This window comes from Bacillus sp. PS217 (assembly GCF_037963535.1).
Lineage (GTDB): Bacteria > Bacillota > Bacilli > Bacillales > Bacillaceae > Bacillus > Bacillus subtilis.
In genome coordinates, this window is record NZ_CP150157.1 from 2,030,457 (window position 1) to 2,051,614 (window position 21,158).

Genomic DNA, 21,158 nt, shown 5'->3' on the forward strand with positions numbered 1-21,158 from the left:
CAACTCTATAATCATTGTAGGTTTTCAAAACGATATAAACAATATATAATTTAGATCAAAAGAATCTCAAAATGAGATAGATGGATGTGAGACAAACATGGAGCTGCGCCAACTGCGTTATTTCATGGAGGTGGCTGAAAGAGAACACGTTTCAGAAGCCGCTGATCATTTGCATGTGGCCCAATCAGCAATCAGCAGACAAATTGCCAATCTTGAAGAAGAATTAAATGTGACCTTATTTGAGCGTGAAGGGAGAAATATCAAACTCACGCCAATCGGAAAAGAATTTTTGATTCATGTGAAAACGGCGATGAAAGCCATTGATTATGCGAAAGAGCAAATTGATGAGTATCTTGACCCGCATCGCGGAACGGTAAAGATCGGCTTTCCTACAAGCCTCGCCAGCCAGCTTTTGCCGACTGTCATTTCAGCGTTTAAAGAAGAATATCCGCACGTCGAATTTTTGCTGCGCCAAGGCTCCTATAAGTTTCTGATTGAAGCTGTCAGAAACCGCGATATTGATCTGGCCTTATTAGGACCGGTGCCGACGAATTTCTCTGACATAACGGGAAAAATATTATTTACTGAAAAAATTTACGCGCTTGTTCCATTAAATCATCCGCTTGCTAAACAAAAAACGGTTCATTTAATCGATTTGCGCAACGACCAATTTGTATTGTTCCCGGAAGGATTTGTACTTAGAGAGATGGCAATCGATACTTGCAAACAAGCAGGCTTTGCTCCTCTCGTTTCCACGGAGGGTGAGGATTTGGATGCGATCAAAGGGTTAGTGTCCGCAGGAATGGGCGTTACCCTTCTGCCTGAAAGTACTTTTGCTGAAACAACACCTCGTTTTACTGTGAAAATTCCAATTGAGTTCCCTCAAGTAAAACGGACTGTCGGAATCATTAAACCGAAAAATAGAGAGCTTGCGCCTTCCGCGAATGATTTTTATGAGTTTGTCATTCAATTTTTCTCTAAGCTGGAGCAGTATCAATAAAAAAATGAACCCGAGCTTCTATATAGAAGCTTCGGGTTTTTTTCTGCAAATTAATTTACAGGTAAAGAAAAATCCACATGGCAAACAAAGGCTTCTTGATCAATTAGAGCTCTGTTTGTCAGTTCCTTGTTCTTTTCCGGTTCTTGAAGCTGTACAGAAGAGTAATTGACGATTCCAAGGCCGATTTCCGTCCCTTTTGAATCCATTAGCCGAACAACTGAACCGCTTTTAAATTTCCCTTTAATCTTCTGTACACCGTCTAGGTATAAACTCGATTGGCCGTTTGTTATTTTTCGTGAACAATCATCTGATAAAATCATTTCACCTTCCGGACCGGAATTAAAAGCGATCCATTGCTCCTTTTGATTCAACGGAAGCGTTCCTTCTGCTTCAAAATAGGTGCCTTCCGCCTGTTCATGAACGGCGTGATATAAAATATCGCCGACATCTGCCTGACCTAGGAAACCTTTAATGCCAGACGCCATTACGATTTTAAACGCATCAAGCTTAGAGCGCATGCCGCCGGTGCCAACGATGCTTCCAGTGTCACCTGCGCATGCTTCGATGTCAGGTGTTATTTCACTCACCCGCTGTATCCTTTTCGCTTCTGGATTTGTGCGCGGATTGCCGTCATATAATCCGTCGATATCTGATAAAATCACAAGCATATCTGCATCAATCAATCCTGCGACTTTTGCTGCGAGCGTATCATTGTCGCCAAACTTGAGCCGATTGACGGTAACTGTGTCATTTTCGTTTATGATCGGGATGATGCCGCGCTCGAGCAGTACATTCATTGTATTCCTGACATTGTTGTATCGATATTCATCAGAAAAATCGCTTCTCGTAATTAAAATTTGGGATGCGACATAGCCGTGTGCCAAAAACAGCTTTGAATAAGCCTCCATCAGCAATCCCTGGCCGATTGAAGCTGATGCTTGTTTTTCTGGAAGCTTCTCGGGCCTTTGGATAAATCCGAGCTTCCGATATCCCGCCGCCACTGCGCCTGAGGAAACCAAAATCACTTCATAACCGGCGTCTTTGAGTTTGACGACCTGGTCGACCAGCGCTTCTAATTTACGAATGCTGATTTCTCCATGAAGGCTTGTTAATGAACTGCTTCCAATCTTCACAACGACTCTTTTCATGCTTGTATCAGGCGTCACTTTATCACTCCTGATAGCGGCGCTGCAGTTTTTTCGATACCTTCGCTGATTTCCTTTGAACGCTTAGCCGCATGCTTTATCGCTTGAGAAATCGCTTCTCCGCCGCCGCTTTTTTTCAAGGCTTGCAGCCCCGCTGCTGTCGTTCCGTTAGGTGACGTGATATTATCTCTTAAGATCTCAGGATGTTCTCCTGTTTCCATGAGCATTTTTGCGGCACCTAAAAGTGTCTGTGCGCCGATGCTTCGAGATAACTGTTTATCGAGGCCCGCTTCCTCGCCTGTCTTTTCAATGAATTCCATTAAATAATAAAAATACGCGGGGCCGCTGCCTGCAATTCCGGTGAATATATCCATTTGATTTTCTTGGATTGTATAGACTTCGCCCATGCATCCGAGCAATGCTTCGGCCAGCTTCTTCAGGTCTTCCGACACATATTTGCCAAGGGCAATAGCTGTTGCAGAAGCGCCAATCATACTGGAAGTGTTGGGCATCACTCTGACAACCGGCTGTTCATTAAGCAATGATTGTTCAATAAAAGAGGTGGTTATGCCGGCAAGGACCGACAATATTAATTGATGGGGTTGAATACGTGATTTTAGTGATGACAGAGCGTTTTCGGCGTCTTTTGGCTTCATTGCCAAAATGAGTACATCCATGTCTTCAATACATAGTTGGTTCGGCAAGGCGCCTTTGATTCCATATTGAAGTTCAAGTTCAGTTAATCGCTCTGTATTGCTGCGGTTTGTAACGCAGATGTTTTGTTTCGGGATTTTGTTGGCACGAACGATACCTGATATCATTCCTTCCGCCATAGATCCTGCTCCTATAAAGGCTACTTTCTTTTGATCAAAGATCGGTAACATCTCCTTTGTTCGCTTTTTTGTTCGCATTTTCACACGTTTAAAATGTTACCACGTGAGGAAATGATGTCAAGTTTGAAGGTCATCATTGATTTGTATTGTTTCTTTTCGACAAATATGTATAATGAAAAGCAGAAAACACCCGGTTCATACTGCTGCGCCGGGTGTTTGTTTCTATTAAAAATTATCTGAGAGAGCTTTTTCAATCAGTTTTTTACAGCGATCCAGCTCTACCTTCAGCTGTTTTTTATATAGCTTGGCAGCTTCGTAATCTTTAAATTGATAGAGGACGACTTCCTGGAGCTTAGCCCCTTCTTTTTTTACTTTAATTTGTTTTAATATCCCGTCATCAAGAAGCTCATGCAAAGACCGGTATACTTCTGTATGATTTGGTTTAAAACCAATCTCTTTAAATTCAGACCGAAGTACTTCAAGCAGCTTTAACCCATAGAGTCTCTCTTGCTCTGTCATCGTTATCATATAAAGCTTCAAAAATGCGCGCTGTTTCACTAAAAAGCCTGTAGAACTCCTTTTTTCTTCTTTCATCATATGCACTCCTTCTTCTGTCACTGACAACACTATGTACTAAATATTCAATTTTCTTTTATTGTTTTCCTCCTTAATATTAAAGACTTATCGTCCAGTTATCTCATGGCTGCTGATTATAGGTGCAGTGGAAAAATAAATAGGATATTGAACATTTGGTACATAGTTTCCTTAGTTCTATTATAACCTACATTCACTGCCAGCTTCAATTTAAAACGATTGTCAGATTTGCATATGCCGGTATGAATTTCATTCAAATAAAAAAACCTGTCGAAAGACAGGTTTTCATTTTTACGGATTTGTTGACCATAATCCCGCTGTTTTGATGAAAATACGAGGATCTAATTTCAATTGTGCCACCATGTATTCAGCAAGATCCTCAGGCTGCATCACTTTTTCAGGATTACCGTCTGTCAAGTTCAATTCGATAGACATATCACTAGCGACAGTGCTCGGCGTTAACGCGCTGACTCTGATATTATGTTTTCTCACTTCTTGCATAAGAGACTCTGTTAACCCTAGAACGGCAAATTTAGAAGCGCTATAAGCACTTGTTACAGCAGCTCCTCTTTGGCCCGCTGTAGACGAAATATTAATGATATCTCCGGCTTTGCGTTCGATCATTTCCGGAAGCACCGCGCGAGTCACATGATACACACCCATTAGGTTGACTTGTATAATATTTTCCCATTCATCGGCTGACAGATCTAAGAAACCGCCAAATTTGCTGATTCCCGCGTTATTAATGAGAATATCGATATCACCAAGCTGTTCTTTCACTTGAGCGACGGCTTGGTTAACCTGCTCGGCATCTTTTACATCTGCAGCAGCAAATGCAGCTTTTACACCAAGCGCTTTGACTTCTTCTGCCACTTTTTCAACATTAGCGGCAGTCCGGCCGATTAACCCAATATTTACGCCTTCTTTCGCAAGAGCAAGAGCTGTAGCACGGCCGATCCCTCTGCCTCCGCCTGTGATTAAGGCGGTTTTATTTTGTAAACTTTGCAATTGAAGCACCCTTTCTTTGTTTACCTATGTACGATATCACATTATAAGTAGAATACATCCAATACGCAAATCAAACGAACTGTGCAATCATCATTTCTTTGGATTAAAAAAGCGGAAACAGGGTAATGACAAAAGAAAAAAGGAGTGAACATATGGTTATTGTTTATATCAGCCTGGCAGTATTGGCTATTTCTATCATATTTTTAGGGTTTAATGTGATCCAAAACAAGAAAAAAATAGACCCCGCACTAAAGGAGCTCACTTCTGTTACGCAGGCTATGCAAAAACAAATCGAGGGATTAAAAACAGAAGCAGAGCTGCTGACGCAAAAACAAAAGAAGATTCAGCATGATGTCCAAATGAAAAAATACGCGTTTCAGCAGACAGCAGCTGAAGTGAAAGAAGTTCCCCAAGCAGTCAAAGAGGTGTGGCAGGCAGGACATTTTAATAGCAGATAAGGATGAATGAGATCCCGTTGTTACGATCAGAATGGACAAATGGGATCTCATTTTTCGAGGAGGCTTACACATGATTATAAACCGCAGCTGCTTAAAGGAGTTCGCAGAAAAAGTACATTTTCTTCCCTCTTCATTTACAAAGTCCGATTTACTTACTGATCCATTTCGTCTCCATCAAGAAAACGAACTTGGCATCTACTATTCACCTCATAATGAATTTATCAATCGGGATGCCTCGCTTGTGATTGCCGGGATCACGCCTGGTTTTTCCCAGATGAAGACAGCGTACGAAACAGCCGCCGAAAGCCTGCGGCAAGGCGGGACTCTTGAGCAAATGGCAGTAGACACAAAAATAGCAGCGGGTTTCTCCGGATCGATGAGACATAACCTTATTACCATGCTGGATTTATGCGGGCTGCCGCAAGCTTTTGGCATTCAAAGCGCCGCAAAGCTTTTTGGAGAATTACGGCATATGCTCCATACAACTTCCGTTATTAAATATCCTGTCTTTATCCAGCAAAAAAACTATACCGGATACAAACCGGCTATCACTCATTCTCCTATTCTAAGCACTTATGCTTTTGGGCACTTCCCTGCGGAGCTTAACCATGTGACGGGACCAGCTCTTCTCATTCCGTTAGGAAAAGCGGCCGAAACAGTATGTGAAACATTGATCAGACAGCACAGCCTCCAGAATTTGATTTGCCTTAACGGCTTTCCCCATCCATCAGGCGCGAACGGCCATCGTTTGAAACAATTCAGCAAAAACAAAGAGCAACTAGAAACACAAATTCGCTCCTTTGCTGCATTGGTTGATTTCACTATAGAAAAGAGGAAATAAAAGGGATATGATAAACAAAGACACAAACGCGGGGAGTGGTTGAATGTTTCCTATATTAGAAACCGATCGGCTTACACTTAGGCAAATCACAGATCAGGATGCGGAAGCCATTTTTGCTTGTTTCTCAAACGATGAGGTGACACGCTATTATGGGCTTGAAAACATGGAATCTATAGAACAGGCCATTTCAATGATTCAAACGTTTGCTGCCCTCTATCAAGAAAAACGCGGTATACGGTGGGGAATTGAAAGACGGGACACTAAAGAACTGATCGGAACAATAGGCTTTCACGCTCTGGCCCAAAAGCATAGGCGCGCGGAAATCGGTTATGAAATCATCCCGGAGCATTGGCGAAACGGATTTGCATCAGAAGTCATTTCAAAGGTCGTATCTTACGGATTTTCTGCCCTTGGACTGTCGCGTATTGGCGCAGTTGTATTTACCGATAATGAAGCATCAAATCGTCTGCTTCTAAAAATGGGGTTTCAAAAAGAAGGCGTTTTAAGACAGTACATGTATCAAAATGGGACTCCATATGATACAAATGTGTACTCTATTGTGAAACCAAGAGAATGACGGTATTCTCTTGGTCTGTGCCACATCCCTTTTCCTTTAAAAAGATAAAAAGCGACCCTCAAACAGGGCGCTTTCTAATTAAGATGCATATTGAGGAGATGTTTCCTCCTTAACTGCTTTTTCCTCAGGTATATGAATACATTTTGTCAAGACCGCACTTGCAAGGTAAAGGGCTGCAAAGATCCAGACCACGCCTTGCGCGCCGACGAGACCGATGAACAGCCAAGCGAGTGCGGGGCCGACAAACGCTGATAAACCTGCAGCCAAATTCAATACAGACATGGCTGCCCCTTTATCTTTTCCTGCCACCGTCGGCACAATTGCACCAATAGGCACATAGCCTGCCAGCAAACCGCCCCAAATAAAGCCGATCACGCTGACAACCGCTAAGCTTCCGCCGGAGAAAACAGGTGCGTAGTATAATAAGAGGGTGAAAATGCCGCAGCCGACTCCGCCGAACCAAATAACAGTATTTTTCCAGCCGAATTTATCGCCGACAATACCAAAGATAAGGTTAAACACAATGTTCCCCAGGAAAATCGTTCCCCAAATTTGCAGCCACACATTGGTTGAAATTCCATGCTGGGCCATGTGCATCGGCAAAAAGACTGGAAAACCATATGTACCAATGCTGTTGATGATTCTGATGATTCCGCCTGTAAGCACGCGCGGATTTGTAAATAAAATCGTAACCCCTTTTAAAAGCTCCTCGGCTGTTTCTGATCTTTTTCTTTTCTTTTCAAAACGGTCTTTATTGATAAACAATGCAAAAAATGCACCGAGACATACCCAGAAAATAGAGCTCCAAAGCGTATTCAAATAACCGAACGCTTTGATCGCGTAGCTTGAGTACCAAGCGCCGAACACAAACATGCCGAGGCAATATGCTATCCAAAACCAGCCGACAGCAGTGCTCAGTTTGCTTTGCGGTGTTCTGTAAATGACCCATGTCAAGAAAGAATAAGCAAAAAGCGGGTAACCTAACCCTTTTACGAAGTAAGTCACATACATCACTGGCAGGTTCAGCTGTTCAAATCCAAATACGATAAAAGCAGCTGTACCGATCACATAAAACAACAGCCCCATAAACATCGTTCGTTTTGCGCCAAATGCTTCGAGACATACACCCGAAAACCAGGAAGCTATGGCAAGCGCAATTCCGTATATACTAAAAATAGAAGCGGACTGCTGAACGGTGAGCCCGTTTTCGATCAAAAAAGGACTGAGCCAGCCTTGTTCAAGGCCATCTCCCATCATAAACAAAACAACCCCTAAAAATCCCCAGGCAAGCCGCTTCGGTATTCCTATTTTATCCAACATATCTGTCTCCTCCTTAGATGCTAATATTCATTACCGTATTACCTTATTAAAGTTGAAAATTAAATGATTCCTCAAAACAGCAGAAATGCCGTCTTAAATTAATACTTTGCTTTCTGATCCTGAAAAAAAGCGCTGTGTTTGCTTCCATTCCTCATATAAAGCCAATTCTATCTGACAGTCCTTCGGTTCGATCACCCGGACATTTGCTGACATCTCCTCCGTTAATTGAAAGGTTTCATTGCAAATGACTGCAGCACCGACGACAGATGCCTGATGATATCCCTCTTGGACATAGACCTTTTTTTGAAGAAGATCCGCGATATATTGAGTGAGCGCTTTGCTTTGGAATCCCCCTCCGCACACCCAAACATAGTCACGTTCAAACGGAGTAACCTCTGTTAAAATGTCAAAGTTCCATTTGATTGAAAATGCGATCTCTTCTAGCGCTGCACGTACAAAATGTGCCCTCTTTAAATGTGCTGACAGCGGGGCATCAAAAAGAAAACCGCCTCTCGTTAACGCATTCTTTTCAGCCGATAAATAAGAGCCGAGAGCCGCTACACATGCATGGTCTTCTTTTGCAAGTGCAGAAATCTCCTCCTCCATTACTTCGTACGTTTCATTCGGATAAAAAATCTGTTTTAATTTTTGATAATTCAAGCCGGTAATTCCCGGATTCGTTTCCACAAGCCAATGCCCTTGATCCGTATGACAGTTCAGCCAGGCTTTATGTTTTGTGTCGCCATAATCCGCAGTAATTTTGGTTATTGGCGTTGTTGTCCCTGATACAATGACAATGTCCTCAAGTCCAGCTCCGGTGCTTTTGACAGCTAGCTGTGTATCCCCGCCCCCTGCTATAACCTTAGCATTTATTGAAAGGCCTAATTCGGATGCATATTCATTTGCTATCGTTCCAATTGCTGTTCCCGCTCTTACAAGAGGCGGAAGGATAGATGGAGAAAAGCCGAATATGTCGCACATCTCTTCTGACCAAGTGTTTTGCTTCACATCAAACAGCAGGGTTTCTGTTGCCTGTGATGGTTCATATGTTAATATTCCGCTCAGTTGGTACGTCACCCAATCACTGATGCTAGTAAAGCTTGCAGTCTTTTCCCATAAAGAGGGCTGGCGCTGTTTTAATCCATAAAGCTTGAGCGCGGAAAAAAGCGCGGTTGGCAGGCGGCCTGTGCGGCTGTATATCTCTTCCCGATTGGGAATGCTCGCCTCCCACTCTCGACCGCGGTTATCGATGTTCGGCAGCCCGAGAAAAGAATCGCCGTTTTGATCGATCAGAACAATCCCCTGTCTTTGACTCGTCGATGTCAAACCAATGATGTCAATATCACACGAACGGGATAGCACACGTTTTGCCAAATTCATCACCTGCTTCCACAGCACCTGAGGAGAAAAATAACGGCTGTCCGGGTAAAGCGTCTCTGTGGAATACACGATGTCCTCCCGTTCAACTGTTAAAACACTGCCGGTTACACTCACGACCGCTACCCTCGCATTGCCTGTGCCAATATCAAAAACGAGATAGCCTTTTTGTTTTTTCATTCTGTTAGCCTCCTTTCTTATACCCCTGTTTTCAGTTCGTCCTTGTTATACATTGTCGGAATATTAAGAGTTTTTTCACCCTTCCACTTTTTGAGGGCTTTATTCAGTATCGTCACGTGATGATCCTCCACTTCAAATGTTGCTCCAGCGAGATGCGGTGTTGCCAGAACATTAGGCAATGAAATCAATTCATAATCTGATTCCTCTGGAGGTTCATGATAAAAAACGTCTAATATCGCACCTCTGATTTTATGTTCTTTTAATACAGATAAAAGATCTTCACGGTTTACAACAACTGCTCTTGAAGTATTGACGAAAATCGCACTCTGTTTCATCAGATCAAAATACTTCCGATCAATAAGTCCAAGTGTTTCCTCAGTACGAGGCAGATGGACAGAAACGATATCACTGTCTGAAAACACCGTTTTAAGAGATACTTTTTCATACAGCGGATGATCGTCTTGAATGAATGGATCGTAATACTTTATTTTACAGTCAAACGCAGTCAGCAGTTTTGCAACCCTTTGACCAACCGCCCCGAACCCAATCATGCCAACCGTTTTTCCTGTTAATTCATTTCCTTTAAATTTGACATAAGCCTGCAGGTAATCACTGTTCCACTTTCCATCCTTCAGCCATTGATTCGAGGCGCTGGTATGGCGCAGAAAGGAAATCACATTTCCAATAAACATTTCAGCAACGGCTTGTGCATTCCGCCCTGGTGTATAAAAAACAGGTATGCCTCTTTTTGAGGCAGCTGCCACATCCACATTGGAGGGCATTCCCCTGCAAACACCGACAAATGAAAGTTCGGGAACAGAAGCAAATACGCTGTCTGTTACCTGATCAAGTTCAGTAATCAAGCCTGTCGCATTTGTTGCTTTTAGCAGCTGAATGAGTTCATCCTCCCGATATGCCCGGCCTTGTTCCTTCCAAGATTGATAAGCAACTGAGCCAAACAAGTTTTCTAGCTCTTTTCGTCCTTCTTCGTTGTACGGTGCTGTAACCAAAACCGTCATGGTGCAAAACATCCTTTTCATGGTATTTTTCATAAAAAAAATCTCTTTCCGAAGATGGAAAGAGATTCATATATAGGCGCGCTCTGTTACAGGCAGACGCCGGTATAAACCTTGCTTTCCTATCTTTCAAGCTGACGCTTGCTGGAATTGGCACAATAATGTTGCCGAGGTTTCATAGGGCCAGTCCCTCCACCTCTCTGGATAGAAAATGTTGAGTATGTAATTTTCAGAATAAAGAATACGTTTATCATAAAGAAGTCTCAGATTGATGTCAATCTCTTTTTTTCAGAATTGACGTTATGATCCGAAATGTTATAATTCTTACAAAATATCTAACTAGAGAGAGGAACTGGGCCATGAAATCTTTTGCCACACAACAAAACGGCATTTTCAAATCCGTTTGCTCGCTGGACTGCCCGGATCAGTGCGGATTGTTAATACATAAAAAAGACGGGAAAATCGTAAAAGTGCAAGGAGACCCTGATCATCCTGTCACAGCCGGAAACATATGCAACAAAGTCCGGAATATGACGGAGCGCATATATGATAAAAAGCGGCTTACTACACCGCTCAAACGAACAGGTGCGAAAGGCCAAGCGATATTTGAACCGATTTCTTGGGAAGAGGCAATCGATACGATCACCTCCCGCTGGAAACAGCTGATTGATGAAGAGGGAGCTGAAAGCATACTTCCTTACAGCTTTTACGGAAACATGGGGAAATTGACAGCTGAAGGAATGGACCGCCGCTTTTTTTACCGCATGGGGTCAAGCCAGCTTGAACGGACGATTTGCAGCAAAGCGGGATCTGAAGGCTATAAATATACAATGGGCATAAGCGCGGGAATCGACCCTGAGGAAACCATTCATACAAAACTATTTATTTTTTGGGGAATCAATGCGGTCAGCACAAATATGCACCAAATTACGATCGCCCAAAAAGCGCGAAAAAAAGGTGCCAAAATTGTCGTGATCGATGTGCATAAAAATCAAACAGGACGTCTTGCAGATTGGTTTATCCCAATAAAACCGGGAACCGACAGTGCACTTGCTCTTGGCATCATGCACATTTTATTTAAAGAAAACCTTCATGATGAAGCATTTCTGTCCGAGTACACGGTTGGCTATGAAGAGCTCCGTGAACACGTGAAACAATATGATCCTGAAAAGGTATCGACGATCACCGGTGTCAGTACCGAAGATATTTACCGACTGGCAAAAATGTACGGGGAAACCTCCCCTTCTTTTATCAGAATCGGAAACGGACCCCAGCATCACGATAACGGGGGGATGATTGTAAGGACGATTGCCTGTCTTCCGGCGATCACCGGCCAATGGCTGCACACAGGGGGCGGCGCAATTAAGCATAACAGCGGAATTTTAGAATATAACACAAATGCCTTGCAGCGGCCCGACTTATTGAAAGGGCGCACCCCGAGGTCGTTTAATATGAATCAGCTTGGCAGGGTGCTTTTGGAAACAGACCCGCCGATTCGCTCTCTATTTATTTACGGAACGAACCCTGCCGTCGTCGCGCCCGAAGCAAACAAAGTCAGACAGGGCTTGCTGCGGGAAGACTTGTTTACTGTGGTTCATGATTTGTTTTTAACGGAAACGGCTGCATATGCGGACATTGTACTGCCTGCAACATCCGCTTTTGAAAATACTGATTTTTACACCTCCTACTGGCACCATTACATTCAGCTTCAGCAGCCGGTGATTGAGAGATATGGGGAAAGCAAGTCTAACACTGAGGTTTTCCGATTACTGGCTGAAGCCATGGGATTCACAGACCAGGAGCTTAAAGATTCAGATGAAGTATTAATCCGCCAGGCGCTTGACCATCCAGATAATCCGCATTTGGCAGAGATTGATTACGATGCACTTGCTAAGCATTCATTTATGAAAGCAAAACGCGAAAAGCCGCTGTTTCCGGGCGAACTTCCAACGCCAAGCGGAAAAATAGAATTATATTCAGAAAAAATGAAACAAGACGGCTTCCCTGCTTTACCGACATATACACCTCTTGTAACCGATAATGAACATCCGTTTATGTATGTTCCGGGGCCAAACCATAATTTCTTAAACTCAACATTTTCCAATAATGAAAAACACATCAAGCTTGAAAAGACGCCAAAGCTCTTTATCAACACAAAAGATGCTGAAGAACACGGAATCGTTGATGGGGCACCTGTACGAATTTGGAACAGCCGGGGAGAATGCCAACTGACCGCTGCAGTTGGAGAACAAGTGCTGCCAGGTGTCGTTGTCAGCCAAGGATTATGGGCGGATGAACAAGGAAAAAAACAGCTTGTAAACGCGCTAACCCCAGACCGATTGTCCGATATGGGCGGCGGCGCCACCTTTTTTTCAGGCCGTGTACAGATTGAAAAGGTTTGAAAAATAATGAAACCCGGAGTATGCCAAGCCCGTATAACATAACATTGACATAATGGAGGCATACACATGGACGTTTTTTTAGGAATTGGTATTGCTTTGGCAGGATATTTTATCGGTGAAGGCTTAAAGCAGATGAACCATACAAAAGGTAGTGAACAAAATGATATCTTGCTTATAAAAGAACGGGATATTTACTTTTACATCGGACTTTTTTTAGGAATAACAACGACTGAAGCAAAACAGTTAGCTGGAGACATGGCAGACCTGCCTTACATTGAAATAAACGGAAAAAAATATGTACAGAAACATATGTTAAAAGATTGGACATTCACATTAGTTGAAAAACATCAGGGTGAATAAAACAAATCTGAGGAGAGCGAGATTCATTGTCACGCTCTCCTCTCTTAGCTTTATGGATTGACCGCCACCAAAACTTTGTTCTATAAGCGCTGATAAAACGATAAACCACTATCTATGTTCTTTCCTCAAACGGCTCGAGATGCCCGTTCCACAACAATAGTTTTTATATTCCTTTGATGACGTGATGTTCTTGATGAACGTATGTATCGTAAAACACTTAGAAAACCTATTCGGTTCGAATGTGTGCTCTCATTATGCCCCCATACTGCGCCTTTATCCGCGGAGGATTTTTTAAAAAAATATGAAACCTAAAGCTTTTAGATCCTGAATTTTTATTGAACCTCCATATTTCTCCGATTGGTAAAAATTAGCCTATACACCGGAAGCTGTACGTTTATAAAGGATCAGAGAATCCCATAACCAGTAAATCACTGCAGCCGCAATACTTAACATATAATAAAAGTACGATTGCAATGTCCATGCTATTGACGCAGGTTCATTGATAACAAAAAACAGGAAAGCTGCGATAAAAGCAACCACACTGTAAATCAATAGGTACATGACATTGAATGTTCTCGCTTTTTTCTGCAACTTCATTTGGAGCGGAACAGCAAAAAGGCCATACACCACAAAACCGTATAATAAAGCAATTGCTGCCGTAAACAATGCAATTATCATATCGCCATACATAACGAAAGAATAAAACCCTAAAAACAAACCAAATGTAAGGCTGGATAGCCCTAATGTCATTAAATAATATGATGCGATTTTTTTCATTTTTTCACCCCCCTTGTTTGATTTATTCACAGTGCTGTTAGTATAAATTCACAACCTTTGTATTTCTTTTATCGAGATGTCTTCCCCAACGGGCTATACGCAATGCGCTAATAAAAGGTTTCAAAAATGACGTTCTTTTATTAGATAATACGCTGGCATGAAAACGCCTCTCCTGATTGGCGAAAGCGCGAATGAAAAAAGTGAATGAATACCTGATCAACAGACAAAATAAGAAGAGTTGATATTCAACACTTTTCGTAAAGGAGTGAAACCAATGAGTAAAAAGGGAATTCAAAATTCAAGTATTGAACAAATGAGAAATGACCATGAGACTGAAACAGCTTTTAAAGCAGATGATCCTAAAAAACATGGTTCTGATCCTAAAAGAACGAAATAAGTTCTTACCCCACTAAAATATCAATAATCTGGAGGAAGTAAAGTGACTCAAAAAAACGGTGCAGACAGACCTGATGATTATAAAAGATTTTCTTCATTAGACAAGGAATATGATTTTCAGCAATCTATAAGCAGCAATACTGAGACAGAAAGTGTAAACACTGAAACACAAACTCATAACAAAGAAAACAAAAATGACACAACAGATGTTGCCGGGAAATACTTTGAGCCCTCAGATTATAAAGGAAGCACGCAATTAGAAAAAGGATTGGCTGAAACTCATGAACAGGTCAGCGATGACTATTTTGAAGGGACAATCGATCAAAATTTGGACTAGCCATACAAACGGAACTAACTTAAAAGAAGTCAGTTAACTCTGTTTTTAGAAACAACCACAGTAAAAGTAGCCAACCCCCACCGAATAAGATGGGGGTTGCACGTAAGTAGCCTGTTTAATATTTAAAACGATTAATGACGGTTTGAAGTTCTTCTGCCAACTGAGATAGAGATTCTGCGGCATAGGAGATTTCCCCCATTGAATGAAGCTGTTCCTGTGATGAATTTGCAACCGCTTCTGTATTTGCAGACGTTTCTTTTGTTCCAGCGGCCAATGTATGAACTGTGTGCTGAATCACTTCAACGCCTGATGTAAGCTGTTGAGTTGCCGCTGCGACTTCTTGTATTTGAGAAGTGACCTGTTCCACAAGGTTCAGTATTTCATTGAAATTTCCTGTTGCCTCATGAGAAAGAACAATACCTGAGCTCACATTTTCTTGAACAACCTTAATATTATTTACCGTTTCTATCGATTCATTTTGGATGGTCGCTACCACCGATTGGATGTGGTTTGCAGATTTATTTGTTTCATCCGCCAACTTCCGAACTTCTTCTGCCACCACAGCAAATCCTTTTCCTTGCTCTCCGGCTCTGGCCGCCTCGATCGCTGCATTTAGTGCCAACAAATTTGTCTGCTCTGAAATCGTCGTGATAAGCGAAGAGATATCGCTGATTTCTGCTGTGCTCGCTACCAATGTTTGCAATCCATTGCCGGCTGAATCTACAGATTTATCAATGAATTTCATCTGGTCTAACATCTTGTTGACGGACTTAGAGCCTATTTCAGCCTTGTCTCTCATCGAAGAAGAAAGATCCGCTATGTTCCCTGTATTTGAAGCGACTGATGATATACTGTCTAATAATTCAGTGATGGATTCTGCGCTCTTTTCTGTCATTGAGCTTTGCTTCACATTGCTGTCGGCAGCCATCTGCATGGCTCGGGAAATATGTTCAGATGTTGATTTCGATTCTTCCGCGCTTGCCGATAATTCTTCGGAGGAAGCGGCGACTTGTTCAGATGAGCTGCTGATCTGCTCCACAATTTGAGTTAATGAATGAGTAAAAGAATTAAACGATTGGGCAAGCTGGCCAAATTCATCTTTATTTTTCACAATGACTTTTTTGGTTAAATCAGCGTCACCGTGTGCAATTTCCTCCAGCTGCTTATTTATGCTTCTTAGGGGCACCATTATAGACTTTAACAGCATTATGCTTAAAACAACGCCTAATATAACTGATATTCCGGTGACAATGATGATGAGCCATTGACTCATTTTCCCATTGCCTCGTATTTCATCTTTTAGATCCTCCACCTCTTGATCCAGGCGATCAGACAGCTTATTGACAGCCGGATCTACGCCTTCTTTTCTTAGTGTTCTTTCTTCTCCAAAATGGATGGTTTCTGCTTTTTTCGGATTTGAAGAGTAGGCTGTTACTACTTGCTGATTCAAAGCTCTATACTGAGTAAAACTTGTCTTAATGTCTTCGATATTTGATTGATATCTCTCTTCATCAATCAAGTCATTAACCCGGTCAAGACTCTTTAAGACATCGTCTGCTTTTTCCTTCATACCCTCGTCGTATTCTTTGTCTCCGGTAATCAAGAAGCCTCTTTCATCATTTGATAACCCGGTCAATTCATATTGGATGTGTTTTATCTCTTTTTGGAATTCCATTTTGTCTTTAAGTTCTTCATTCTTTTTCACAGTAGAAGAAATCATAAATACTGAGGAGCCTCCAATTCCAATAATTGAAACAACTAATATTGATATAATCCCCAGCAATTTTGTTTTCACTTTCATGTGTCGTTTTCCCTTTCCGCACAATGTAATGGCTGAAATAAAATATGTTCAAGCGCGTTTAAATCCAATTCGCTTACGCCCATGTCCATAATATCGACACGTGTTATCAAGTTTTATAGTGCCATTTTCATATGAATAAGCAAATTCTTTACGGCTCTGAATCTTCAAAAAGGCTTCAAGAAAAATTGGCTGTCTTTTGTCGTATAAGCTTCTTATTTTCTATTAGGCATACAAAAAAGGCTTTTCCCACCTCAAATTGGCTGAACCGGCTGTTTTCTCGAAAATATAATACAATACGCAGCATAATATGAAGGAGCGAAACTTAAATGGGGATCATCAATGGTAAAGAATTCATTGACCGATTGAATAAACTAGAAAACGAAATATGGTATGATGGCGAAAAAATAAAGGGTAACATTTCTGAGCATCCTGCATTTAAAGGAATAATCAAAACAAAAAGCTCACTTTATGAATTGCAAACAAAGGATGAGTTAATACATGAAATGACTTATTGCCTTCCTGGAGATCATAATCGAATCGGCCTTTCCTATCTCCAGCCTAAAACCAAAAATGATTTGAAAAAAAGAAGGACCATGATTGAACATTGGGCTAGACATACTCATGGAATGATGGGGAGAAGTCCGGATTACATGAATACGGTTATGATGAGCTTTGCTTCGTCAGTGGAGCTTCTAAAAGATAAAGAGAATTGCTTTCCTGAACATATACTAGATATGTATGAACAAGCTGCTAAGCATGACCTTTCCTTTACCCATACATTCATTACTCCGCAAGTGAACCGGTCACAGTCCTATTTTGGGCTAAGTGAAAAACCGATATCTGCTAAAGTCATTGATAGAACCGAAAAAGGTTTAATGATTCATGGCGCACGACTGCTTGCAACACAAGGCGGGTTGACCGATGAAATCTTGGTTTTTTCAGCGCCTAAATTTTTCTTTGAAACAGATGAAGCTTATGCTTTTTCAATCCCTTCTAATACAAAAGGCGTAAAATTCATCACAAGAGAATCATTTGTATTAAGCGACTCTTCCTTTAATCATCCCTTAAGCTCAAGGTATGAAGAAATGGATTCAATTGTGGTTTTTGATCATGTGTTAGTGCCGTGGAATCGTGTGTTTTTTTACGATAATGCGGAAGCAGCTAAAGCTTTTATGACAAAAAGCTCTTTTCATGCCTTTACCTTTCACCAGGTTGTCATTAGGCAAATGATAAAAATTGAATTTCTATTAGGTGTTGCACAGCTTCTTGTCGACACCATTAATGTTTCCGAATATCAGCACATCCAAGAAAAGCTCTCAGAAATCATTGTGGGATTGGAAACAATCAAAGCGCTCATTGACAAATCGGAAAATGATGCTCAGTTAGATGAATTCGGCTATATGCGCCCCTGTTTAATTCCTCTTCAAGTCATCAGTACAATCATTCCTAAGCTATATCCTCGATTTACTGAAATCATACAATTAATTGGAGCTAGCGGAATGGTGACACTGCCTACCGAAAATGCATTTGACTCAGAGATACGGGAAGATCTTGACCAATATCTTCAAGCAACCAATACAAATGCTGAAGAACGTGTGAAAATTTTCCGTTTGGCATGGGATTTAACAATGAGTTCATTCGGAACTAGACAAACTCACTACGAAAGATATTTTTTCGGAGATCCTATTCGGATTTCAAGCAGGCTGTATACCAGTTATCCAAAGCAGGAGCAGTTGAACATGATTAAAACATTTTTACATGCAGATACAGAACATTGAAAAAACAGCGGGAAAAGATCCGCTGTTTCGTATTTTTTATTCAGGAAACTGAACATGGCCCGGTACTGTATAGGCTTTGGACGTTCCGCTTTCAGGCAGCTTTGGAATGGTGTCTTTCACAACTTTTCCGCGGATGTCAGTCATTCTGACTTTGAGAGAGCCAGTACCTAAATTCGTACTCACAAAATGGTTATAGTCCATTTTCTCCATGTTGATCCACTTACCATCCTTTTCATATTCCATTTTCATAACAGGATACTTGTGATTTCTGACTTGGATTGCTGCCCACCACCTGCTGCTGCCTTCTTTGATCCGGTACGTGAAATTGCCGGTGATTGGGGCTTTGACAACACGCCATTTAATATTGATTTTTCCGTCTTTCATATTGCCGATTTTACGGAAGGCATTAGGTGACAGATCAAGAGCTCCCCGAGCGCCTTCGGGATAAAGATCAGTAACATATACGGTTGTTTTCCCTTTTGGCCCTTCAACTTCCAAATAAGAGCCGGCAAGTGCCGCTTTTACTCCTCCGTAATTGAGATCCGCCGGATTTATTGCAGTAATCTCCATATCGGAAGGAATGGGATCCAGCAGGAAAGCTCCTCCTGAATAACCTGACCCTGTATACGTTGCATAACCTTCATGCAGGTCGTCATATGCTGCCGAAGCTTGCGGGGAAAAACAGAAGATCGTCAACAAAACCATACCAACAAATGCACTCATGATCTTTTTCATATTTGGTCCTCCTCAAACCAGACTTCAAATGAGAATCATTATCATTATAAGACTCAATCCATCTGGTTTGAAAGAGGAAATAGATTCATAGATGATTTTAAGGCAAATTCACTATCATTCATATATCAAATGTAGGTACTTATGAAAAAGCCAATACAAATGAACGAATGTGCACTTCAGCCGAATGTCTTATTTTTCCCTCTCAAAATTCGCACTTCAATAACGAAATGAAACAGGCTGTTGGCCTGATAACAGCTATACAGGAAAAGCTATTTTTCCCCGCTCAGTTTCAACTTAGCTGTCATCATGATGCCAAAGATCAGCACAATCGGAACCCAAATAATGAAGTGATAAAAATCAGGCTCAGCCAGAGCAACAATAATAGCCCCCACACAATATAAAATAATAGCCAGTGCTCTTAACACAGTATCTCTTAAGAAAGTCTTCTTTTGCTTCTTAAAAAACAAACGGCCGGATATATCCTCTAAAAGAGAAGCCAAAGTGCCGGTCAACACAGTTGAAGAAATACCTGCGATCCCCAGTTTTTTTGCTGCTGTAGTTTGAATCCCCATAGAAATGCTCATGAGTATAATTAGAATGTGCACAGGAACAAATGCCCGGTAAAAAGAAAGACAAGCAAAGACAAACAAAATGAATGCTTCAAGTGCGAGGGCTTTTGTCACAGCAGAAGGCCAAAGGGTATTTTCCGCCTTTCCGACCATCAATGTAGCAATGATCACGCCGCATATAAATCCGATTAGCGCAGTCAAGGAATTAAAAACAGTGACCTGAATGGATTTGCCGATAGCTAACCCCAATAATACAATGTTTCCAGTCATATTAGCTGTGAACACATGTCCCAGGCTTAAATACCCGATTACATCCACGATTCCAGCTGTTAAACATAAAAGTGATAGCAAGGTGTTTCGATAAGCTGCTGCAGTCAACGGTGTATCAATCCTTTCTTCTATTTCAATTGTTAGTATGTCTTTTGGCGCAATCTCTATTTTTTAAGTAACCCAACATTAATTAGGAAGATAGAACCTATCATTCCTTTCCATTAACTGTAATAATAATCCCCGCAAGGAAATGATTAAAATTGAAAGGAAGCATATTGTGATGAAACGACTTTGTTTATGGTTCACCGTCTTTAGCTTGTTTTTGGTTCTCTTGCCTGGAAAAGCATTAGGTGCAGTCGATTTTCCGAATACCTCAACAAATGGCCTTTTAGGTTTTGCCGGAAATGCCAAAAATGAAAAAGGCATCTCTAAAACGGGCACAACGGGTGGAAAAAACGGGCAGATTGTTTACATTCAAAGCGTAAATGATTTAAAAACCCATCTAGGAGGATCCACTCCGAAAATTTTAGTGCTTCAAAATGATCTTTCCGCATCTGCGAAAACAACAGTTACCATTGGCTCAAATAAAACACTCGTGGGCTCTTACGCGAAAAAAACGCTGAAAAATATTTATTTAACAACTTCATCAGCTTCTGGAAATGTCATTTTTCAAAATTTAACGTTTGAACACAGTCCGCAGATTAACGGAAATAATGATATCCAGCTTTATTTAGATTCCGGTATGAACTATTGGATTGATCACGTCACATTCTCAGGTCATAGCTATAATGCAAGCGGAACCGATTTGGACAAACTCGTGTATATCGGAAAATCCGCAGATTATATCACGATCAGCAACTCAAAATTTGCGAATCATAAATACGGTTTGATTTTAGGATACCCGGATGATTCTCAGCATCAATATGACGGCTACCCCCACATGACAATCGCCAATAATTATTTTGAGAACTTGTATGTTAGAGGCCCAGGTCTGATGAGATACGGTTACTTTCATGTTAAAAACAATTACAGCAATAATTTTAACCAGGCGATTACAATTGCTACAAAAGCAAAAATATATTCCGAATATAATTACTTTGGGAAAGGCAGTGAAAAAGGCGGCATCCTTGACGACAAGGGCACTGGTTATTTCAAAGACATAGGCAGCTATCCATCACTCAACAAGCAAACCTCTCCGCTGACTTCTTGGAATCCCGGGTCAAACTATAGCTATCGTGTCCAAACGCCGGAATATACAAAAGAATTTGTCACGAAATATGCCGGATCACAAAGTACAACTCTGGTATTTGGCTACTGATATAAAAGAGGCCCTGCGTTAAAAACGCTGTGCCTCATTTTATACTTATAGGCTATTTTTAAGCGA

At 41.4% G+C, this 21,158-nt stretch carries 21 protein-coding genes, 1 pseudogene and 1 riboswitch; of the genes and pseudogenes, 10 read left to right on the top strand and 12 right to left on the bottom strand.

Features of this window, described 5'->3' with window-relative positions:
* Window positions 1-97 precede the first annotated feature (97 nt).
* Entirely contained in the window at window positions 98-1,000 is a 903-nt protein-coding gene (gene gltC, locus NSQ83_RS10155; RefSeq protein ID WP_004399246.1) for a glutamate biosynthesis transcriptional regulator GltC, read from the top strand.
* A gap of 50 nt (window positions 1,001-1,050) precedes the next feature.
* On the opposite strand, the gene proB is transcribed toward gltC, so the two are convergent.
* The 4 genes from proB to NSQ83_RS10175 form a co-directional block, all read right to left on the bottom strand.
* Window positions 1,051-2,166 carry a glutamate 5-kinase gene (gene proB, locus NSQ83_RS10160; RefSeq protein WP_015714042.1) on the bottom strand — a complete coding sequence of 372 codons (1,116 nt, stop codon included), beginning with the start codon at window positions 2,164-2,166 and terminating at the stop codon, window positions 1,051-1,053.
* The gene (proC, locus tag NSQ83_RS10165; protein WP_080031110.1) at window positions 2,163-3,056 is read right to left on the bottom strand and encodes a pyrroline-5-carboxylate reductase; all 894 of its coding nucleotides are present in this window, start codon (window positions 3,054-3,056) and stop codon (window positions 2,163-2,165) included. Before proC ends, proB begins: the two co-directional genes overlap by 4 nt.
* Before the next feature lie 147 nt (window positions 3,057-3,203).
* Window positions 3,204-3,572 (bottom strand): replication termination protein, encoded by a 369-nt coding sequence (gene rtp, locus NSQ83_RS10170; RefSeq protein WP_003220337.1) that lies wholly within the window; start codon window positions 3,570-3,572, stop codon window positions 3,204-3,206.
* Between the two features lie 291 nt (window positions 3,573-3,863).
* Complete coding sequence (locus NSQ83_RS10175; protein ID WP_032721974.1) at window positions 3,864-4,580, bottom strand: 3-ketoacyl-ACP reductase; 717 nt, start codon at window positions 4,578-4,580, stop codon at window positions 3,864-3,866.
* A 152-nt stretch (window positions 4,581-4,732) separates the two neighbouring features.
* On the opposite strand from NSQ83_RS10175, the gene NSQ83_RS10180 reads away from it, so the two are divergent.
* From NSQ83_RS10180 to NSQ83_RS10190, 3 genes are all read left to right on the top strand, one after another.
* Window positions 4,733-5,038 carry a DUF948 domain-containing protein gene (locus NSQ83_RS10180; RefSeq protein WP_032721975.1) on the top strand — a complete coding sequence of 102 codons (306 nt, stop codon included), beginning with the start codon at window positions 4,733-4,735 and terminating at the stop codon, window positions 5,036-5,038.
* Between the two features lie 70 nt (window positions 5,039-5,108).
* A complete protein-coding gene (locus NSQ83_RS10185; protein WP_198878699.1) occupies window positions 5,109-5,879 on the top strand; it encodes a hypothetical protein in 771 nt (256 codons plus the stop codon).
* A gap of 43 nt (window positions 5,880-5,922) precedes the next feature.
* Window positions 5,923-6,456: a GNAT family protein gene (locus NSQ83_RS10190; RefSeq protein ID WP_198878698.1), complete on the top strand. Its 534-nt coding sequence runs from the start codon at window positions 5,923-5,925 to the stop codon at window positions 6,454-6,456.
* A 78-nt stretch (window positions 6,457-6,534) separates the two neighbouring features.
* Here NSQ83_RS10190 and NSQ83_RS10195 read toward each other — a convergent pair whose 3' ends face one another.
* The 3 genes from NSQ83_RS10195 to NSQ83_RS10205 form a co-directional block, all read right to left on the bottom strand.
* Window positions 6,535-7,776 (bottom strand): MFS transporter, encoded by a 1,242-nt coding sequence (locus NSQ83_RS10195; RefSeq protein ID WP_198878697.1) that lies wholly within the window; start codon window positions 7,774-7,776, stop codon window positions 6,535-6,537.
* A gap of 93 nt (window positions 7,777-7,869) precedes the next feature.
* Complete coding sequence (locus NSQ83_RS10200) at window positions 7,870-9,333, bottom strand: FGGY-family carbohydrate kinase (protein ID WP_198878696.1); 1,464 nt, start codon at window positions 9,331-9,333, stop codon at window positions 7,870-7,872.
* Window positions 9,334-9,350: 17 nt separating this feature from the next.
* The gene (locus NSQ83_RS10205) at window positions 9,351-10,385 is read right to left on the bottom strand and encodes a 2-hydroxyacid dehydrogenase (RefSeq protein ID WP_128992957.1); all 1,035 of its coding nucleotides are present in this window, start codon (window positions 10,383-10,385) and stop codon (window positions 9,351-9,353) included.
* Between the two features lie 83 nt (window positions 10,386-10,468).
* Window positions 10,469-10,560, bottom strand: a riboswitch (SAM riboswitch).
* A 148-nt stretch (window positions 10,561-10,708) separates the two neighbouring features.
* Here NSQ83_RS10205 and NSQ83_RS10210 point away from each other — a divergent pair.
* The gene (locus NSQ83_RS10210; protein WP_204551505.1) at window positions 10,709-12,751 is read left to right on the top strand and encodes a molybdopterin oxidoreductase family protein; all 2,043 of its coding nucleotides are present in this window, start codon (window positions 10,709-10,711) and stop codon (window positions 12,749-12,751) included.
* Between the two features lie 66 nt (window positions 12,752-12,817).
* Window positions 12,818-13,111: a hypothetical protein gene (locus tag NSQ83_RS10215; protein WP_015251960.1), complete on the top strand. Its 294-nt coding sequence runs from the start codon at window positions 12,818-12,820 to the stop codon at window positions 13,109-13,111.
* A 372-nt stretch (window positions 13,112-13,483) separates the two neighbouring features.
* Here the strand turns inward: NSQ83_RS10215 and NSQ83_RS10220 are convergent, their stop codons facing one another.
* Both NSQ83_RS10220 and NSQ83_RS10225 read right to left on the bottom strand, forming a co-directional pair.
* Window positions 13,484-13,888 carry a UPF0715 family protein gene (locus tag NSQ83_RS10220; protein ID WP_015714052.1) on the bottom strand — a complete coding sequence of 135 codons (405 nt, stop codon included), beginning with the start codon at window positions 13,886-13,888 and terminating at the stop codon, window positions 13,484-13,486.
* A gap of 88 nt (window positions 13,889-13,976) precedes the next feature.
* A pseudogene (locus tag NSQ83_RS10225) lies at window positions 13,977-14,094 on the bottom strand (hypothetical protein); the annotation flags it as partial.
* Window positions 14,095-14,162: 68 nt separating this feature from the next.
* Here NSQ83_RS10225 and NSQ83_RS10230 point away from each other — a divergent pair.
* Both NSQ83_RS10230 and NSQ83_RS10235 read left to right on the top strand, forming a co-directional pair.
* Window positions 14,163-14,285 carry a hypothetical protein gene (locus tag NSQ83_RS10230; protein WP_014477000.1) on the top strand — a complete coding sequence of 41 codons (123 nt, stop codon included), beginning with the start codon at window positions 14,163-14,165 and terminating at the stop codon, window positions 14,283-14,285.
* 42 nt (window positions 14,286-14,327) lie between these two features.
* A complete protein-coding gene (locus NSQ83_RS10235) occupies window positions 14,328-14,621 on the top strand; it encodes a YozQ family protein (protein WP_014477001.1) in 294 nt (97 codons plus the stop codon).
* Between the two features lie 115 nt (window positions 14,622-14,736).
* On the opposite strand, the gene NSQ83_RS10240 is transcribed toward NSQ83_RS10235, so the two are convergent.
* Window positions 14,737-16,422, bottom strand: coding sequence for a methyl-accepting chemotaxis protein (locus NSQ83_RS10240; RefSeq protein ID WP_204551506.1), 1,686 nt, complete (start codon window positions 16,420-16,422; stop codon window positions 14,737-14,739).
* A 326-nt stretch (window positions 16,423-16,748) separates the two neighbouring features.
* Here NSQ83_RS10240 and hpaB point away from each other — a divergent pair, with 326 nt between their 5' ends.
* A complete protein-coding gene (hpaB, locus tag NSQ83_RS10245) occupies window positions 16,749-18,200 on the top strand; it encodes a 4-hydroxyphenylacetate 3-monooxygenase, oxygenase component (RefSeq protein ID WP_204551507.1) in 1,452 nt (483 codons plus the stop codon).
* A 36-nt stretch (window positions 18,201-18,236) separates the two neighbouring features.
* Here hpaB and exlX read toward each other — a convergent pair whose 3' ends face one another.
* Together exlX and NSQ83_RS10255 are read right to left on the bottom strand one after the other, a co-directional pair.
* Window positions 18,237-18,935 carry an expansin ExlX gene (gene exlX, locus NSQ83_RS10250; protein ID WP_003231419.1) on the bottom strand — a complete coding sequence of 233 codons (699 nt, stop codon included), beginning with the start codon at window positions 18,933-18,935 and terminating at the stop codon, window positions 18,237-18,239.
* 269 nt (window positions 18,936-19,204) lie between these two features.
* Window positions 19,205-19,882, bottom strand: coding sequence for a YoaK family protein (locus tag NSQ83_RS10255; RefSeq protein WP_004399503.1), 678 nt, complete (start codon window positions 19,880-19,882; stop codon window positions 19,205-19,207).
* Between the two features lie 172 nt (window positions 19,883-20,054).
* Here NSQ83_RS10255 and NSQ83_RS10260 point away from each other — a divergent pair, with 172 nt between their 5' ends.
* Window positions 20,055-21,092 carry a polysaccharide lyase family 1 protein gene (locus NSQ83_RS10260; protein WP_029727222.1) on the top strand — a complete coding sequence of 346 codons (1,038 nt, stop codon included), beginning with the start codon at window positions 20,055-20,057 and terminating at the stop codon, window positions 21,090-21,092.
* Window positions 21,093-21,158: the final 66 nt, after the last annotated feature.

Coding starts and splice junctions, on each gene's coding strand:
- gltC (WP_004399246.1), top strand. CDS start 98: ATGGAGCTGCGCCAACTGCGTTATTTCATGGAGGTGGCTGAAAGAGAA.
- proC (WP_080031110.1), bottom strand. CDS start 3,056: ATGCGAACAAAAAAGCGAACAAAGGAGATGTTACCGATCTTTGATCAA.
- rtp (WP_003220337.1), bottom strand. CDS start 3,572: ATGAAAGAAGAAAAAAGGAGTTCTACAGGCTTTTTAGTGAAACAGCGC.
- NSQ83_RS10180 (WP_032721975.1), top strand. CDS start 4,733: ATGGTTATTGTTTATATCAGCCTGGCAGTATTGGCTATTTCTATCATA.
- NSQ83_RS10185 (WP_198878699.1), top strand. CDS start 5,109: ATGATTATAAACCGCAGCTGCTTAAAGGAGTTCGCAGAAAAAGTACAT.
- NSQ83_RS10190 (WP_198878698.1), top strand. CDS start 5,923: ATGTTTCCTATATTAGAAACCGATCGGCTTACACTTAGGCAAATCACA.
- NSQ83_RS10195 (WP_198878697.1), bottom strand. CDS start 7,776: ATGTTGGATAAAATAGGAATACCGAAGCGGCTTGCCTGGGGATTTTTA.
- NSQ83_RS10200 (WP_198878696.1), bottom strand. CDS start 9,333: ATGAAAAAACAAAAAGGCTATCTCGTTTTTGATATTGGCACAGGCAAT.
- NSQ83_RS10205 (WP_128992957.1), bottom strand. CDS start 10,385: ATGAAAAATACCATGAAAAGGATGTTTTGCACCATGACGGTTTTGGTT.
- NSQ83_RS10210 (WP_204551505.1), top strand. CDS start 10,709: ATGAAATCTTTTGCCACACAACAAAACGGCATTTTCAAATCCGTTTGC.
- NSQ83_RS10215 (WP_015251960.1), top strand. CDS start 12,818: ATGGACGTTTTTTTAGGAATTGGTATTGCTTTGGCAGGATATTTTATC.
- NSQ83_RS10220 (WP_015714052.1), bottom strand. CDS start 13,888: ATGAAAAAAATCGCATCATATTATTTAATGACATTAGGGCTATCCAGC.
- NSQ83_RS10230 (WP_014477000.1), top strand. CDS start 14,163: ATGAGTAAAAAGGGAATTCAAAATTCAAGTATTGAACAAATGAGAAAT.
- NSQ83_RS10240 (WP_204551506.1), bottom strand. CDS start 16,422: ATGAAAGTGAAAACAAAATTGCTGGGGATTATATCAATATTAGTTGTT.
- hpaB (WP_204551507.1), top strand. CDS start 16,749: ATGGGGATCATCAATGGTAAAGAATTCATTGACCGATTGAATAAACTA.
- exlX (WP_003231419.1), bottom strand. CDS start 18,935: ATGAAAAAGATCATGAGTGCATTTGTTGGTATGGTTTTGTTGACGATC.
- NSQ83_RS10260 (WP_029727222.1), top strand. CDS start 20,055: ATGAAACGACTTTGTTTATGGTTCACCGTCTTTAGCTTGTTTTTGGTT.